The 14,722-nt window shown below is 36.1% G+C and carries 12 protein-coding genes; 6 read left to right on the top strand and 6 right to left on the bottom strand.

The features are described 5' to 3' along the window. Positions 1-59 precede the first annotated feature (59 nt). The 6 genes from ACYQ1E_RS10800 to ACYQ1E_RS10775 form a co-directional block, all read right to left on the bottom strand. Positions 60-440: a RidA family protein gene (locus ACYQ1E_RS10800; RefSeq protein WP_459879125.1), complete on the bottom strand. Its 381-nt coding sequence runs from the start codon at positions 438-440 to the stop codon at positions 60-62. Further along, positions 441-3,908 (bottom strand): PAS domain-containing hybrid sensor histidine kinase/response regulator, encoded by a 3,468-nt coding sequence (locus tag ACYQ1E_RS10795; RefSeq protein WP_459879123.1) that lies wholly within the window; start codon positions 3,906-3,908, stop codon positions 441-443. Further along, positions 3,898-4,509 carry a transporter substrate-binding domain-containing protein gene (locus ACYQ1E_RS10790; protein WP_459879121.1) on the bottom strand — a complete coding sequence of 204 codons (612 nt, stop codon included), beginning with the start codon at positions 4,507-4,509 and terminating at the stop codon, positions 3,898-3,900. Before ACYQ1E_RS10790 ends, ACYQ1E_RS10795 begins: the two co-directional genes overlap by 11 nt. A gap of 110 nt (positions 4,510-4,619) precedes the next feature. Beyond that, on the bottom strand, positions 4,620-4,796 hold the full coding sequence (locus ACYQ1E_RS10785) for a hypothetical protein (protein WP_459879119.1): 177 nt from the start codon (positions 4,794-4,796) through the stop codon (positions 4,620-4,622). Next, on the bottom strand, positions 4,797-6,902 hold the full coding sequence (locus ACYQ1E_RS10780) for a diguanylate cyclase (RefSeq protein ID WP_459879117.1): 2,106 nt from the start codon (positions 6,900-6,902) through the stop codon (positions 4,797-4,799). Between the two features lie 93 nt (positions 6,903-6,995). Further along, positions 6,996-7,217, bottom strand: coding sequence for a hypothetical protein (locus ACYQ1E_RS10775; protein WP_459879115.1), 222 nt, complete (start codon positions 7,215-7,217; stop codon positions 6,996-6,998). 345 nt (positions 7,218-7,562) lie between these two features. Between ACYQ1E_RS10775 and ACYQ1E_RS10770 the strand changes: the two genes are divergently transcribed. Genes ACYQ1E_RS10770 through ACYQ1E_RS10745 form a run of 6 tightly spaced genes read left to right on the top strand, consistent with a single transcriptional unit; the run spans position 7,563 to position 14,716 of the window. Further along, positions 7,563-9,134, top strand: a complete 1,572-nt coding sequence (locus ACYQ1E_RS10770) for an acyl-CoA carboxylase subunit beta (protein ID WP_459879113.1) — start codon at positions 7,563-7,565, stop codon at positions 9,132-9,134. A gap of 47 nt (positions 9,135-9,181) precedes the next feature. Further along, positions 9,182-9,586 carry a cobalamin B12-binding domain-containing protein gene (locus ACYQ1E_RS10765; protein WP_459879111.1) on the top strand — a complete coding sequence of 135 codons (405 nt, stop codon included), beginning with the start codon at positions 9,182-9,184 and terminating at the stop codon, positions 9,584-9,586. Between the two features lie 52 nt (positions 9,587-9,638). Further along, complete coding sequence (locus tag ACYQ1E_RS10760; protein WP_459879109.1) at positions 9,639-11,198, top strand: acyl-CoA synthetase; 1,560 nt, start codon at positions 9,639-9,641, stop codon at positions 11,196-11,198. A 15-nt stretch (positions 11,199-11,213) separates the two neighbouring features. Further along, complete coding sequence (locus ACYQ1E_RS10755) at positions 11,214-12,164, top strand: NAD(P)H-dependent flavin oxidoreductase (RefSeq protein ID WP_459879107.1); 951 nt, start codon at positions 11,214-11,216, stop codon at positions 12,162-12,164. Next, positions 12,161-12,952, top strand: a complete 792-nt coding sequence (locus ACYQ1E_RS10750) for an enoyl-CoA hydratase/isomerase family protein (protein ID WP_459879105.1) — start codon at positions 12,161-12,163, stop codon at positions 12,950-12,952. Before ACYQ1E_RS10755 ends, ACYQ1E_RS10750 begins: the two co-directional genes overlap by 4 nt. 9 nt (positions 12,953-12,961) lie before the next feature. Then, positions 12,962-14,716: a methylmalonyl-CoA mutase family protein gene (locus ACYQ1E_RS10745; RefSeq protein ID WP_459879103.1), complete on the top strand. Its 1,755-nt coding sequence runs from the start codon at positions 12,962-12,964 to the stop codon at positions 14,714-14,716. Positions 14,717-14,722: the final 6 nt, after the last annotated feature.

The following is a 14,722-nucleotide window of genomic DNA, read 5'->3' as shown; positions in this document are numbered from 1 at the left end:
TCTGTAGAAAATTTAAAGGGATGTATCTGTGCTAGATACATCCGATCATTTTAATACCTTCATTTAAGAGATGCAATAGCCTCAATCTCAATTTTTGCACCTTTTGGCAGTTTTGATACTTGAATTGCGGCCCTTGCAGGAGGGTTGTTCTTAAAAAACCTAGAATAGACCTCGTTCATTTTCCCAAAATCATTTAGATCCGTCAAATACACAGTAGTCTTTACCACATTGTCATAAGTTAAACCAGCCTCATTTAAAATAGCCCCTATGTTTTTTAGTACTTGCTCTGCTTGTTCTTCAATGGTGCCTGCAATCATCTCATTTTTATCTGGATCAATAGCTATCTGACCAGATATAAACAAAAAATTTCCAGCAATTACACCCTGAGAATAGGGACCTATTGCCTGTGGCGCCTTATTTGTCTTTACTATTCTTTTCATCTAAAAAAACCTCCTTTTTTTTAATTCCTTTTCAAATAAATTGTACTCTCTATACAAATCATCAATTAATTTTCTTAAGATTTTCCATTTATTCGAGACCGCTGCATTTTCTATTTCTTGCATTAAAACTCTTAATCTTTCAGCACCTACTGTGGCAGCTGATCCTTTCATTGTATGCGCCAATTCTTTTATCCCTTGGGCTTTTCTTTTTATAACTTCTTGTTTTAGTTCCTCCATCCTGGCGGGAGTGACATGTAAGAACGTATTTAATGCCCTATGCACTAATTTTTCATTATATCCAAGCCGGCTCAAAACCCCATTTAGATCAAATATTGGCAGATTTTCAAATTTGTTTTGAAAATCTTCATCTAATTTTGCAAATTCCCTTCTTTCATCTTGATCTGGCAACTCTATCCCCTTTCCTATCAGCCACTTTTTAACCATCTTTTTTAAATCCTGAGCACTAACAGGCTTGGAAATATAGTCATCCATCCCTACTTCAAAGGACTTTATTCTATGTTCTTTCATGGCATGGGCTGTAAGGGCTATTATAGTAACTTTGGAATTTTTAACCCCTGAGGAAGGAGTTCTAATAATCTTTGTCACCTCATAACCATCCATGTCTGGAAGTTGTATATCCATAAAAACTAACTTATAATCCCTTTTCTTTAATAGAGTCAATGCTCCACCACCTGTAGAAGCAATGTCAACGGTAAATCCCATATTTTTCAACATTGTTTTTAAAACCTCTTGATTTACTGAATTATCCTCAACTACCAAGATAGGAATACCTCTTGGAACTGTTATATCAACATCATCTTTAGAGATATCAATATTGTAAGATTTCTCTTTTTTTTCAACTACAGCGGCAACGATTGTAGATATAAAATCTCTAAAAGATACAGGTTTAATCAAAAAATTAGAAATTGTCTTTTTATTATCGCCATTTAATAATTCTCTCAAATTATAATAAGGAATTGTAAATACAATTGGTGTATCACCTATATCTGAGTGAGATTCTAACAGGGAACAAAAAACCTCTCCATGCATATCCTTTAGATAATAATCAACTATCACAACTTGATAGGGATCTTTAATCAAAAATCCATTTTTTAATTCTGAAATAGCCAAAACACCATTTATCTCGCCCTGAGCACGGATGCCAATTCCCTTCAAAAAAGTAATTAAGTGTTTTAAAAAGGTAACATTATCATCTACAACCAGGACATGGAGACCTTTTATTTTTTCGGGGACATTAAGATATTCAATTCTCCCATGGGGTATTTTAAGGGGCAAAGTAAACCAAAATTCTGACCCCTTGCCCTGTTCACTAAAAAGCCCAATTTCTCCTCCCATTAATTCAACAAGATGCTTTGAAATTGACAAACCAAGTCCAGTGCCACCGTATCTTCTGGCAATACCATTATCCCCTTGGGTGAATTTTTCAAAAAGCTTCTTATGCTTTACCTTTGGAATTCCAATTCCTGTATCTTTTACTGCAATTCTTATAGTCAACACATTATCTATTTGGGATACAAAATTTGTTGTGACTACTATTTCTCCTTTGTGAGTAAATTTTATTGCATTACCAATCAAATTGTTCAAAACTTGTTTTATTCTAACAGAATCTCCAAAAACTTTGACAGGAACAATTGGATCTATATAATTAATTAATTCTAAACCCTTCTGCTGAGCTGGAATAGCCAATGTCCTTACTGCGTCATCTATAAGTTCATAAATATCAAACTCCACTTCCTCTAATTCCAGTTTTCCCGCTTCAATCTTTGACAGATCCAATATATCATTCAAAAGAGCAAGAAGGGAATTGGCGCTATTTAGAGCAACTGAACAAAAATGTTTTTGTTCATCACTCAGTTCAGTGTCCTTTAAAAGGGAAAGCATTCCGATTATCCCATTCATGGGGGTGCGAATTTCATGGGACATATTAGCCAGAAATTCAGTTTTGAATTTGGATGCCTCTTCTGCCCTTGCAAGTGCCTCTTGCAGATGCATATTTATTTCTTTTAATTCTTCTTCCATATATTTCCTGTCACTAATATCAACTAACACTCCTTCATAGAAAGAAACACTTAAATTCCCTCCTCCCAAAATTCTTATGCTCAATGCAGCCCAAAATTCAGATCCATCTTTTTTTCTGAGCTTGACCTCAAAATTATCAACAAAATTTCCTTGTTTAACTATTTCCAATATTTGCTTACTTTCATCTTTATTTACAAATAACTGCGTGGGAATATCTTTATAAAAATCTGCCACTTCTTCTGGATTTTCAAATCCCAAAATTGAGGCCATTTTAGGATTTACTTCTATAAAAGTGCCATCTAAACTGAGCTGAAATATGCCAACCAAAGCATTTTCAAAAATAGATCTATATCTTTCTTCACTCTTTTTAACTTTTTCTTCTAATAGCCTCCTTCTGGTAATCTCATTTTGTAATTCCACATTCTTCTGTTCTATTTGCTTTTGATATTTAATAGATTCTTCTAATTTCGCTTTTAATATCAAATTTTGAGAGTTTATTTTTTGAGATATAAAAAGTCCTGTAAACAATAGAATTGCCAATAAAGAAAGGGACAAAGGATATAACCATACTTTTAAACCAGCAGCTTTGGCATAAGGATGCATTATAAGAATAGAATAATTAGTATCTTTAATAGGTATATTAGTAGCAAATACAAAATATTTTTGCGACTGTTTCTTAGATATTAAAAAAAACTTATTATCATTATCTATTTTTGTAGGTAATTTTGCGAATATATCATCAGCATTACAAAATTCATTTTTGTTAAGATAAATTGTATATTCCTCATTTTTGAAAAAAATAAAACTATCTTTTAATGCAAGTAATTTATATATACTTTGTGGATTGACATGTATAAAAATTTGTCCAGCATATTTATTTTTAAAAAAATATGGCATAGAAAAAAATAATTCATATTTATTTTTAATTTTATAAAAAAAGAAATAAGGACCATGTCTCTCTTTTATTAGTAATTTTTTCCATTCAATATTAAAATCATGACTACTTTTCTGACTCGTATCAACCAGTACTTTACCTGAAGCCTCTACAAATATTATCCGCCTGTATATTTTTATTCCTTCTAATCTTTTATTGATCAAAAGATATCTAAATTCTCTTTGGATAGATAATAACGAAGCTCTGAGGCCATATTTCATGGACATACCAAGAGCTTTATTTTCAAAAAAACTACTAATACTTCTAGAAGCACATAATTCATTTAAATCGTTTTTTCTCTCTGTAAAAAAATAACTAAGAGCAATTACACGATTTTTTATATTTGATTTAATACGTTCATTCTCTGCTTTTTCCAAAGATACCTGGGCCCTGTAGTTAAAAAAAACCAATATTCCAATAAATCCTATTAAAAAAGATACAGCAATTGATAGTAAATTCTCTCTGAGCTTCAAAAAGAATTTTTTATTTTTCACTTTTTCTCCCATTTTCAAAAAAATCAGGATAATAATCTAATACAACGGGATAATATTTTTTTACTAATTTAATATAAATCCCATTTTCTTTTATTTTAGCTAGAAATTTTTCAAAAGTATCTTTTAATTCCACCGCATTCTTTTGAAATGCACATGCCATAACCTGTCTTTTTGAAAGAGGCCCTATTACCTTTATAAGGCCAGGAAATTTTTCTAGGGCTACTAACGCATCTGGCACATCTAATAAAGTGGCATCGGCTTTTCCATTTATCACAGCAGGAGCAAGCTCATTTAAATTTTTATTAAAGTCTATTACTTTTGCTCCATATTTTTTAAGACCATATAAAGATGCATCAAGGCAAGTAGCTGGCACATTTAAAACCGACACTCCTCTCAACTCATAAAGAACAGCTAAAATGTCTTTGAAAATGTCCCCTGTTGGTTTTATAGGGGTCAATTTTGAGTCTGATCTGGATATTAGCCATATTTGGGTTGGAAAAACTGGAGATGAATAAGAAACCAACTTCTTTCTCCAATCAAGCACAGTAAAACCTGTTGCAATAATATCTCCTTTTACAGGAGAGTCCCCTAAAATTTTCACCTGATTTCCCCTTACCTCAATTTTTTTTCCAATTAAGTCAGGGATTACATGTTTCCAATCTGTTTTTACAAATTCGTATCTTACATTTATATATTTTGCAAACAATTTTACTAAATCACTGAAAATCCATCCCCAGCCCCTGTTACAAAATTAGCATAGGGTACTCCTAAATGTCTTATCACTCCTCTTTTCTTTATCTCAGGCAAATCAAATGCATAGATTGATTGTGCAGCAAGAAAAATAGCAGAAAATAAGAACATTAATTTTGTAATTTTTCTAATATACATCTATCTCCCCCTTTGTTTTTCGTAACAAACTTGATTTTTACCATTCGTTTTTGCTCTATATAATTGCTCGTCAGCGCGATCTATTAATTTATATAAATTATCTCCCTCTTTATATTCTGCAACACCAAAACTTGCAGTAATCTTTTTTACTTCTAGAACTTTTATTTTTTCAATTGAAACTCTTAAATCCTCAGCTACAAAAATTGCATATCTCAAACCTGTTTCAGGTAATAAAATCACAAATTCTTCACCACCCCACCTGGCTGCAATATCAGTCTTTCTTATCCTTTTCATTATTGTATTTGCAATATGTATTAATACTTCATCTCCAACATTATGACCACATGTATCATTTATTTTTTTAAAGTTATCAATATCCAACATTATAATACTAAAAGCCTTAGAAAAACGTTTACTCCTCTCTCTTTCTTCTTCAAATTTTTTTACAAAAAACCTGCGGTTATAAAGTCCAGTTAAGGGATCTCTCATTGATAATTCTATCAATTTGTCTTGTAATTGTTTATACTTAGTGACATCAATAAGATAATATAAAAAAAGATTTTTATCCACAGGAATCCAAAAAACATCATAGATTTTACCATCTATATCAATTTCCATTTCTTTAGGTTGTTGACTTAAAAGAGCCTTATCTGCCAAACAAAAATCACATTTAATTCCAGATAAAATAATCTCTGTTCTCTCCATTGTTTTTCTTGCTTCTGAAGAAATATATTTAGAATTTAAAAGAGATTTCCAGCAATAATCTTCCTCCCTCGTACCCATCATTTCAGCAGCCTTATTCTGAGCAATAATCTTTCTCTCTTTAGTAACCAACCATGCTGGATGTGGTAAGCTCTCAAGCAAGATTTTACTTTTTCTTTGCTCTGCTACTTTTGCAAGCTCTCCCATTTTTTCTGAGGTAATATCTCTTAAAATCATTCTAACAGCACTATTTTTTCTCTGTTCAATAGGGTCAACTATCACCTGAATCCATTTTTTTTCATTATCAATGTTTATGGCGAAATCCTTTAAAAGGGATTTGCCATGTTTGCTGCTCTCTTGTATTAAAGTCAATAAGTTATATTTTTTTAATAGGAATTTTACACAATCCCCCTCAAAGGCCCCACAACCTATATAACTCAAGATTTCTTTGGCCTTTGAATTCATATATTCAATCTCCTCTTTTGCACTAAATCTAATAATTCCTATTGGTGCTGTTTCTGATAATTCAAAAATTAATCTATTTTTCTTTTTCAATTCTTGTTCAAGGATTTTTCTCTCGGTTATGTCTCTTAAAATGGCTAGGAGATAAGAACCTTGTGGCAAATCTACCCTAGATAGAGCTATCTCACAAAACAAGATGGCGTTATCATTAAGCCTTTTATGCATCCATTCAAAACGCTGAAGCTTTCCAGAAAAAGCGCTAGTGATTTTTTCTAACACCAGTTCTTTAGATGGCCTACCATTTGGTTGGAATTCAGGGGATATATCATAAGGTGTCTTACCTATTAACTCCTTTTTTGTGCCCACTCCAAAAAATTCTACAGTTCTAAAATTAGTATCTACAATTGTACCATCTTTATCTAATAAAAAAATTCCATCCGCTGCTGCTTCAATTAAGAGTTGAGACTCCTTCTTAAATGTTAATATCTCTCTTTCTAACTTCCTTTGCTTTGATACGTCAGAAAAAATACACAATACTATCCATTCACCGTGAAATTTTGTCGCTTTTAGAATAAGGTATATTTTTTTCTCTAAGCCATTTACCTTTAGTTTCAATTTCCGAGGTCCTTGAAATTTCCGACTTCTCCCAGTAACTGCAACCACTTGAAATTCCTCTTTGACCTTCAACAACAATTTCTCATCTTTAATAAAAAAAGAGTGAAGATCTTCCCCCAAATGTTCTTCCAAAGGACAACCCAAAATCTCTTCAGCAACTTTATTACAAAAGACCAGTTTGCCCTCACTATTTAAGACCACTATTCCCTTTGAAAAGGAATTTATTATAACTTCCAAAAGTGCCGCTTTATTCCAATCTTGGCAAAAACAATTTTTACGCTTAGAAATCATAACTAAGTGGTGTAATAAGTCTTTTTTTTTCTTCATGAGTTTCATTTCTCTCAAATTGAACTATAAGTTATCTTTAAATTATCTTTTTTATTTCTGTTAAGTGCATCAATTAATTTATCTGAATATAATTTATCTGAATACACTCCAAGCTGCCATGGACTTGCCTGACCTTTTTTGTCCCCATACGCGTAATGATGTGATTATGAGCCCCACCTCTCCATTTGCCTGTTCTTCCATGAGTCTAATAAGATTTAACATAACTTTTCTTTTTTCTGTTGCCACTCCCTCCGAGGTGGCTGGACCAACAAAAGTATTTTTAATTACGCATTTATTTAATATTTCCTGGGACATATACTTTCTTTTTTGATACTCTAAGCTAACAATATCCAAGCTTTTTACTTAACAACTATTTTGTCGGACTCTACACTCACTTTCTAGGGCTAGTCAACAGGCATGAACTTATGTATACTTACCAAAACCATTCCCTATTGTGTATTTCATTAATTTAACTTTAAGAGGTTAATATTCATATAGAATTGGTGCGTGATTTGGTATAGGGATAAATTTAAGCACAAATTTATTGACATAATTGATATACTATGTTTAAACAGGAAATCAGATTTAAATTTAAAATGGCAAATAAATGTCTTTAAATGAGAAAAGTTTTACCTCGTAGAGTTGAAGGAGTATGGACATATGGAAACATTATTGGAAAAGCGTCTTAAACAATTGAAAAAGGCCAGAGAGACAGTGCTTGAGGCAAGTAGGGGGAAATGGGCCGTAAAGCTCCATGAGCAGGGAAAGCTAACTGCCAGGGAAAGGCTGGAAATTCTTCTAGATCCTGGCAGTTTTCATGAATTAAACATGCTTGTGGGGCACTTAGATGGCCGCCCATCAGATGGTATTATTTCAGGAAGTGGTACCATTGAGGGGAGGAAAGTCTTTGTTTATTCTCAGGATCCTTCAGTAAAAGGCGGATCTATTGGTTTGGAGCATGGTTATAAGATGTACAGAACCATAGAAAGGGCATTGGAGATGAGGGTTCCCATTATTGGTTTACATGATTCCCCTGGTGCAAGGTTGCCTACTGTCCAGGATGTAGAAATGTTGAGGAAACAGAAACGTTCTTTTTTTTCACTAGTTTCAGATAAGCATGGTGGTTCTGTTTTTTATCCAAATACCCAGGCATCAGGGGTGATTCCTCAAATATCAGCGATATTGGGTAGTTGTGGGGGTATTTCAGTTTACTCTCCAGCACTTACAGATTTTATTTTCATGGTGGATAAGACCAGTCATATGTTTATTACCGGGCCTTTAATTGTGAAATCTGTGTTGGGAGAAGACATTACAAAGGAACAACTGGGTGGAGCAGCTATCCATGCTCAAAAATCTGGAGTTTGTGATTTCAGGTGTGCAAGTGAAAGGGAATGTTTACTTAAGATTAGAAAATTATTGAGTTTTCTTCCATTAAATTGTGATGAAAAACCACCTAGGGTTAAGACTGGAGACGATCCTGAGAGAGAGTGTAAAAAATTAGAAGAGTTGGTTCCCTCAGATCCCAACAAACCCTATGACATGCGGGAGGTAATAAAGGAAATAGTAGATGATCATGATTTTATGGAAGTGAAGGCCGAATTTGCAAAAGAGATAGTGGTTGGATTTGGGAGATTGGATGGTCAAACAGTAGGTTTTATAGGGAACCAACCCATGTATATGGCGGGTTGTTTGACAGTAGACAGTTCAGACAAACAGGCTAGATTTATAAGGTTTTGCGATTGTTTTAATATACCGATAATTTTGTTAGTAGATACGCCAGCCTATATGCCAGGATCAGCCCAGGAACATGCTGGAATCATTAGGCATGGAGCAAAGGTTTTATATGCATTGTGTGAGGCAGTGGTTCCGAGGGTATCTCTTGTTTTGAGAAAGGCATATGGTGGTGGTAATTTAGGTATGGGTGTATTGCCTGGTCTTGGCACAGATATAGTTTTATATTGGCCAATTGTAGAGACAGGGATATTGGGGGCTGAGCAGTCAGTTATATTATTTTATGGGGGGGAAAATGTCTCAAAAGAATTTTTAGCGGAAAAATTAGAAGAATATAGAGAGACTTATGCCAATCCTATATATGATATTTCATCTAATGTAAATGTAGAAGACGTAATAGAACCAGCAGAGACAAGGAAGTATCTAATTAGCTGTCTCAAGATGCTTGAGGGTAAGAAGGTTCAAAGGATATCGAAACGTCATGGGAATATTCCCCTTTAAATTTTTAAATGGAGAATAACAGGGCCTAGAGGATAGGGAGGTTATTTATGAATGAGAACAGGAAGATAAGGGTGTTAATAGCCAAACCCGGGCTTGATGGTCATGAGCGTGGTGCCCAAGTTGTAGCCTATGGATTAAGAGATGAAGGATTTGAAGTAATTTATACAGGTCTTAGACAGAGTCCTGAAGAAATAGCAAAGGCAGCGGTACAGGAAGATGTGGAGGTAGTGGGTTTGTCAATTTTATCAGGCGCTCACATTCCTTTGAGTAAAAAGGTGATAAAAAAACTTGAAGAGATGGGGGCCAAAGATGTAATAGTAATAGTGGGTGGAGTTATTCCTGAAGAAGATATACCCAAGCTCAAGGAAATAGGAGTTGCCGAGGTATTTGTTGCTGGGACCTCAATAAAAGAGATTGCCGAAAGGATACGTTCTCATTTTAAGGAGCAATAGGGATTTTTAATAAAAATTGAAATTATTATAAAATAAGGAGGAGTTAATTATTATGGAATGGAATGTTGGATACATAATGAGTAAGAGGGCAATGCTTACCCCAAATAAGACAGCTCTCATTTATGAGGATGTTCCCGTAACTTATAAAGAGCTGAATAAGAGGGTAAACCAAGTTGCACATTATTTACAACAAAAGGGTCTGAAAAAAGGAGATAGGATTTCAGTATTACTTTTGAATTGTCCAGAGTTTGTAGAAGTTTATTTTGCAGCAGCCAAACTTGGTTTAATATTTGTTCCGTTGAATTTTCGTCTTGTAGGACCTGAGCTTGAATACCAACTAAATAATTGTGGCTCTCGTCTTTTAGTGTTTCATGATGTTTTGGCCAAGAATTTTGAATCTATCCGTTCCAAGGTGCTAGTAGAAGAAGACAAATATTTATTTGTAAAAAGTGGTATTTCAGAAGGACCAGATTGTAGTGGATGGGCACAGGACTATAATGAAGCGATTAAAGATATGTCTACAGAAGAGCCTGAGCCAGAGGAGCCAATAGAATTTGGTGATCCACTAGCAATAATGTATACCTCAGGAGTTACAGGACTTCCAAAGGGGGCCGTGCTTTCCCACGAACAGACATATTTTAAGAACTTTCAAGTTATTCTTTATTCAGATATGAGAGCTGATGATGTAATTCTGGCACAACTTCCTCTATTTCATTCTGGCGGATTGTTCATCGCCCTGACACCTATGTTTTGTCGTGGTGGCACATTTATTATGCGCCAAACATTTAGGCCAGAAGAATTTGCTAAAGATATTGAACGATACAGAGCCACGATAGTTTTTGCTTTGACCACAATGTGGCGGTTTATATTGCAAAAAAATGCATTAGATAATATAGATGTAAGCAGTGTACGGGTTGTTTTTGGCGGAGGAGAAAGAACACCTTTAAGCCTATTAGATGAGTTGGCGAAAAGAGGCCTCTATATGCAACAGGGGTTTGGCCAAACAGAAAATTCTGCGATGATGCTATTACCTAAAGAAGATGTTGAGAGGAAGAAGGGTTCCATAGGTCTTCCAGGATTTTTTACAGATATCTGGATTCAAGACGAAAAGGGCAACAAATTACCTCCAGGTCAGATTGGAGAGATAGTGGCAAAAGGACCTACAGTTATGAGTGGCTATTGGAATATGCCTGAGAAAACAGCAGAAGCTCTAAGAAATGGGGTGTTACATACAGGAGATTTAGGATATCAGGATGAAGAAGGATATTTCTACATTGTAGATAGGGCCAAAGATATGTATCGCAGTGGTGGTGAAAATGTATATCCTGCTGAGATTGAAAAAGTTCTGTCAGGTCATCCCAAGATAGTAAACGTAGCCATAATTGGAGTGCCAGATGAGAAGTGGGGTGAGACAGGAATGGCGTTTATAGTTGTAAAAGAAGGGGAGACCTTAACAAAAGAAGAGATTTATGAATTCCTTGAGGGTAAGATAGCCAGGTATAAATATCCAAGACATATAAAATTCATTGATGAACTCCCAATGACAGCAAGTGGAAAGATTAAGAAAGTTGAACTAAAAAAGAAATATGGCTTCAGGTTGGATGAAAAATAAAAAGGGAGAAAAATAATGCAAAATAGGATTTGCGAAATTCTAGGTGTTGAATATCCAATTATACTGGGTCCAATGCGACTTATTACACTGGGAGAAATGGCGGCTTTAGTTTCAGAAAGTGGTGGATTTGGACAAATTGCTGCCTCTGGTCTTAGCGGCGAACGTTTACGAGAAGAGATAAAGAAGGCCCAGGAACTAACGAGTCGTCCTGTGGGGATTAATATCCCCATATACCGTCCCAATGCTGTTGAAGCCCTGGAAATTGCCATTGAAATGGGAATTAAAACCATCACTACCTCTGCAGGAAAACCTGAAAAGCTTATGCCTAGAATTCGGGAAGCAGGATTAAAGGTTTTACACAAAGTTTCCAGTTTAGACATGGCTTTAAAGGCAGAAGCTGCTGGAGTAGATGGAGTGATTGCAATGGGATTTGAAGCAGGTGGGCACATTGGTAGAGAAGGTTTGTCCACTTTATGTCTTATTCCTCAATTGGTAGATGTCCTAAAAATTCCAGTGGTAGCAGCTGGTGGTATTGGTGATGCACGAGGAATGGTTGCTGCTTTTGCCCTTGGAGCTGAAGGAGTTGAGATGGGAACACGTTTTATAGGGACCCATGAGTGTCCAGTGCCTGATTTTTTCAAAGAACTTGTGCTTAAGGCAAAAGATGATTCTACCATGCTGTTGGGCAAGGGAGCAATGCCAATGAGGGTTTTGAAGAATAAGGCAGCTATGATGATTAGTAGTTCTGATAAGCAAAAAGAGGATAAGAAACTTACAGAGGCCGGAGATAAGGCTTATGTCCAGTCTGGAGGAGATGCTGATAGTGCCTTGATGCCCTGTGGTCAGGTGGCAGGGCTTGTAAAGGAATTGAAGAGTGTAAAGGATATTATTTTTGAAATGATTGAAGATGCAAAATCAATTTTAAATAACTTGTCCAATTATTTTAAAAATGGAGAAAGAAGATGAATTGGGAATATGTACTTTTGGATAAAAAAGACAAGATTGCAACAATAACCCTTAATAGACCTGAAAGATATAATGCATTTGCTGGCAGGATGCGGGATGAAATTTTAGAGGCAGTGGAAGATGCAAGTGCAGATTCAGAGATAAGAGTGATAGTGATTACTGGAGCAGGTAAGGCATTTTGTGCTGGAGGGGATGTAAATGAATTTGTATCAGGTACCACACAAGCCCTTTCTCCAACCATTTCAAATGAAAGACCTACAATGTGTAAAGTGGTACTTGCTATTAATTCAGTTGAAAAACCAGTGATAGCTGCAGTTAATGGCGTAGCAGTGGGAGGTGGATGCAACCTGGCTCTTTCCTGTGATATTATAATAGCAAGTGAAAAAGCCAGGTTTGGTCAGGTCTTTGTTCGTCGGGGAGCACATCCTGATTGGGGTGGTATCTATTTTCTTCCCCGTCTGGTGGGATATGCAAAAGCAGCAGAGTTGATTTTTACAGGAGATATAATTGACGCCCATGAGGCTCTAAAAATAGGTATGGTTAATCGCGTGGTTCCCCATGAGGAACTCATGAAGGTTACATATGAGATTGCGGACAGAATAGCACGCAATGCCCCTATTCCAATTGCATTTGCAAAGAGGGGGTTGCAGAATTTTTACAAGATGGATCTTCCTCAGGCTTTAGATTATGAGACCTATGTAATAGAAAAGGTTCGTCAAAGTGAAGATTTTATGGAAGGTTTTAAGGCCTTTTTGGAAAAACGGGAACCAGTTTTTAAAGGACATTAGGAGTGAATTATGGCCAGCGAAGATGAAAAGCTCAAAGCTATAGAAGAGGCTAAAAAGGAGTGGGAGAAGCAAGTACTTGAGCCAAGAATGAAGAAATTTAAACTAGATAAGTGTCCGACTCGTTTTTATACCCCTTTAGATATCAAAAATTTTGATTTTTTAGAACAAGTGGGATTTCCAGGGCAATATCCCTTTGTAGCTGGCAATGATCCACTTCCTAGATGGCAGGCCATGGCAAAGGCAGCGGCAAGGGCAGGAGCTCGTTATGAATGGGGTGCTAGTGGCGCTGGAAAATATGGGGGCTTTGGCACTCCTGAAGATTATAGAGACTATTTGATTAGAATGCACAAAATGGGAAGGAAGGGTGGTCCTAATATGGCCTTTGATCTTCCTACCCAATGTGGTTATGATTCTGATAGTAATTGGGCAGAAGGAGAAGTTGGTAAGGTAGGAGTAGCTGTGGACACATTTCGTGACTTTGAGATAATATATGAAGCTTATACAGGGGACTTAGATATAGATAAGGTTCCCTCTAACTTCACAATCAATGCTCCTGCAGCAGTAATAATAGCTATGTATATAGCCTTAGCACAGAAGAGAAACATTCCTCTAGAAAAACTCAGGGGCACTCCTCAAAATGATATTTTGAAGGAGTTTGTGAGCAGGGGCACCTATATATTTCCACCTCGTCCATCTATGAGATTATTTCGTGATATTTTGGTATTTTGTACAAAATATGTACCCAATATGAATGTAACAAGTATTGGCGGGTATCATATGCGGGAAGCTGGTGCTACCAGGGAGCAGGACCTGGCCTTTAGTATGGCAATTGGAGCTGCATACCTCCAAACAGGAATAGATGCAGGCTTAGACATAGACTCTTATGCTCCAAACTTTACATTCAATGCCTTTGGTGGAAGTATGGAAATTTACAAAGAAATAGCATTTCAGCGGGCAGCAAGGCGGATGTGGGCGAGGATGCTAAAAGAGCGCTTTGGAGCCAAAAATCCCAGAAGTATGTTGATTAGACAAATCTTTACAGCACACATCGGATGTTCCAGCACAACATTACAAAGACCCCTTAACAACCTTACACGGTCAGTGGTTGGCGCCATGGCTTCGGGGATGAGTGGAGGTATTCCCGCTGTATTTCCTCCATATGATGAACCCCTAGGACTTGGACATAGTTTAGAGGCGCAGCAACTAGCCCATGATGCAACTCGTATTCTGATTTATGAGGCAAAAATAGGTGAGGTAAATGATCCCTGGGCTGGTTCATACTTCATGGAATCGCTGACCAATGAGATTGAAGAAGCGGCACAAAAAGAATTTGACAAAATTGAAGAAATGGGAGGAGCAGTAGCTGCTATTGAGAATGGCTACATGCGAAAAGCAATTGTCAAAAGTGCTTATGAAAAGCAGCGGAGGATAGAAAATCAAGAAGAGTTTGTGGTAGGAGTCAATTGTTTTACTGGCCCACACGAGATAGAAGTTACAACAAATCGCAGTGTTCCTGAAGTTTATCCAGCAGAATTAATGGCAACTGCAGAAGAGCGTAAAAAGGATGCTTTGGCTCGCTTAAAGAAAGAAAGAGATAATGAAGCAGTTTCCAGAACTCTTAAGGCACTGGAGAAGGCAGCGAAGAATGAAGACGAAAATCTCATGCCCTATATTATTGATTGTGTTAAAACATATGCAACGCTTCAGGAAATCTGTGATGTATTGAGGTCTGTTTTTGGTGTAGCAGAGGCAGCAACGGCTTGATATTTC

The organism is Desulfothermus naphthae, from assembly GCF_054657475.1.
Note: the sequence above shows the minus strand (reverse complement) of the source record. Positions and strands in the feature narration are given on the sequence as shown.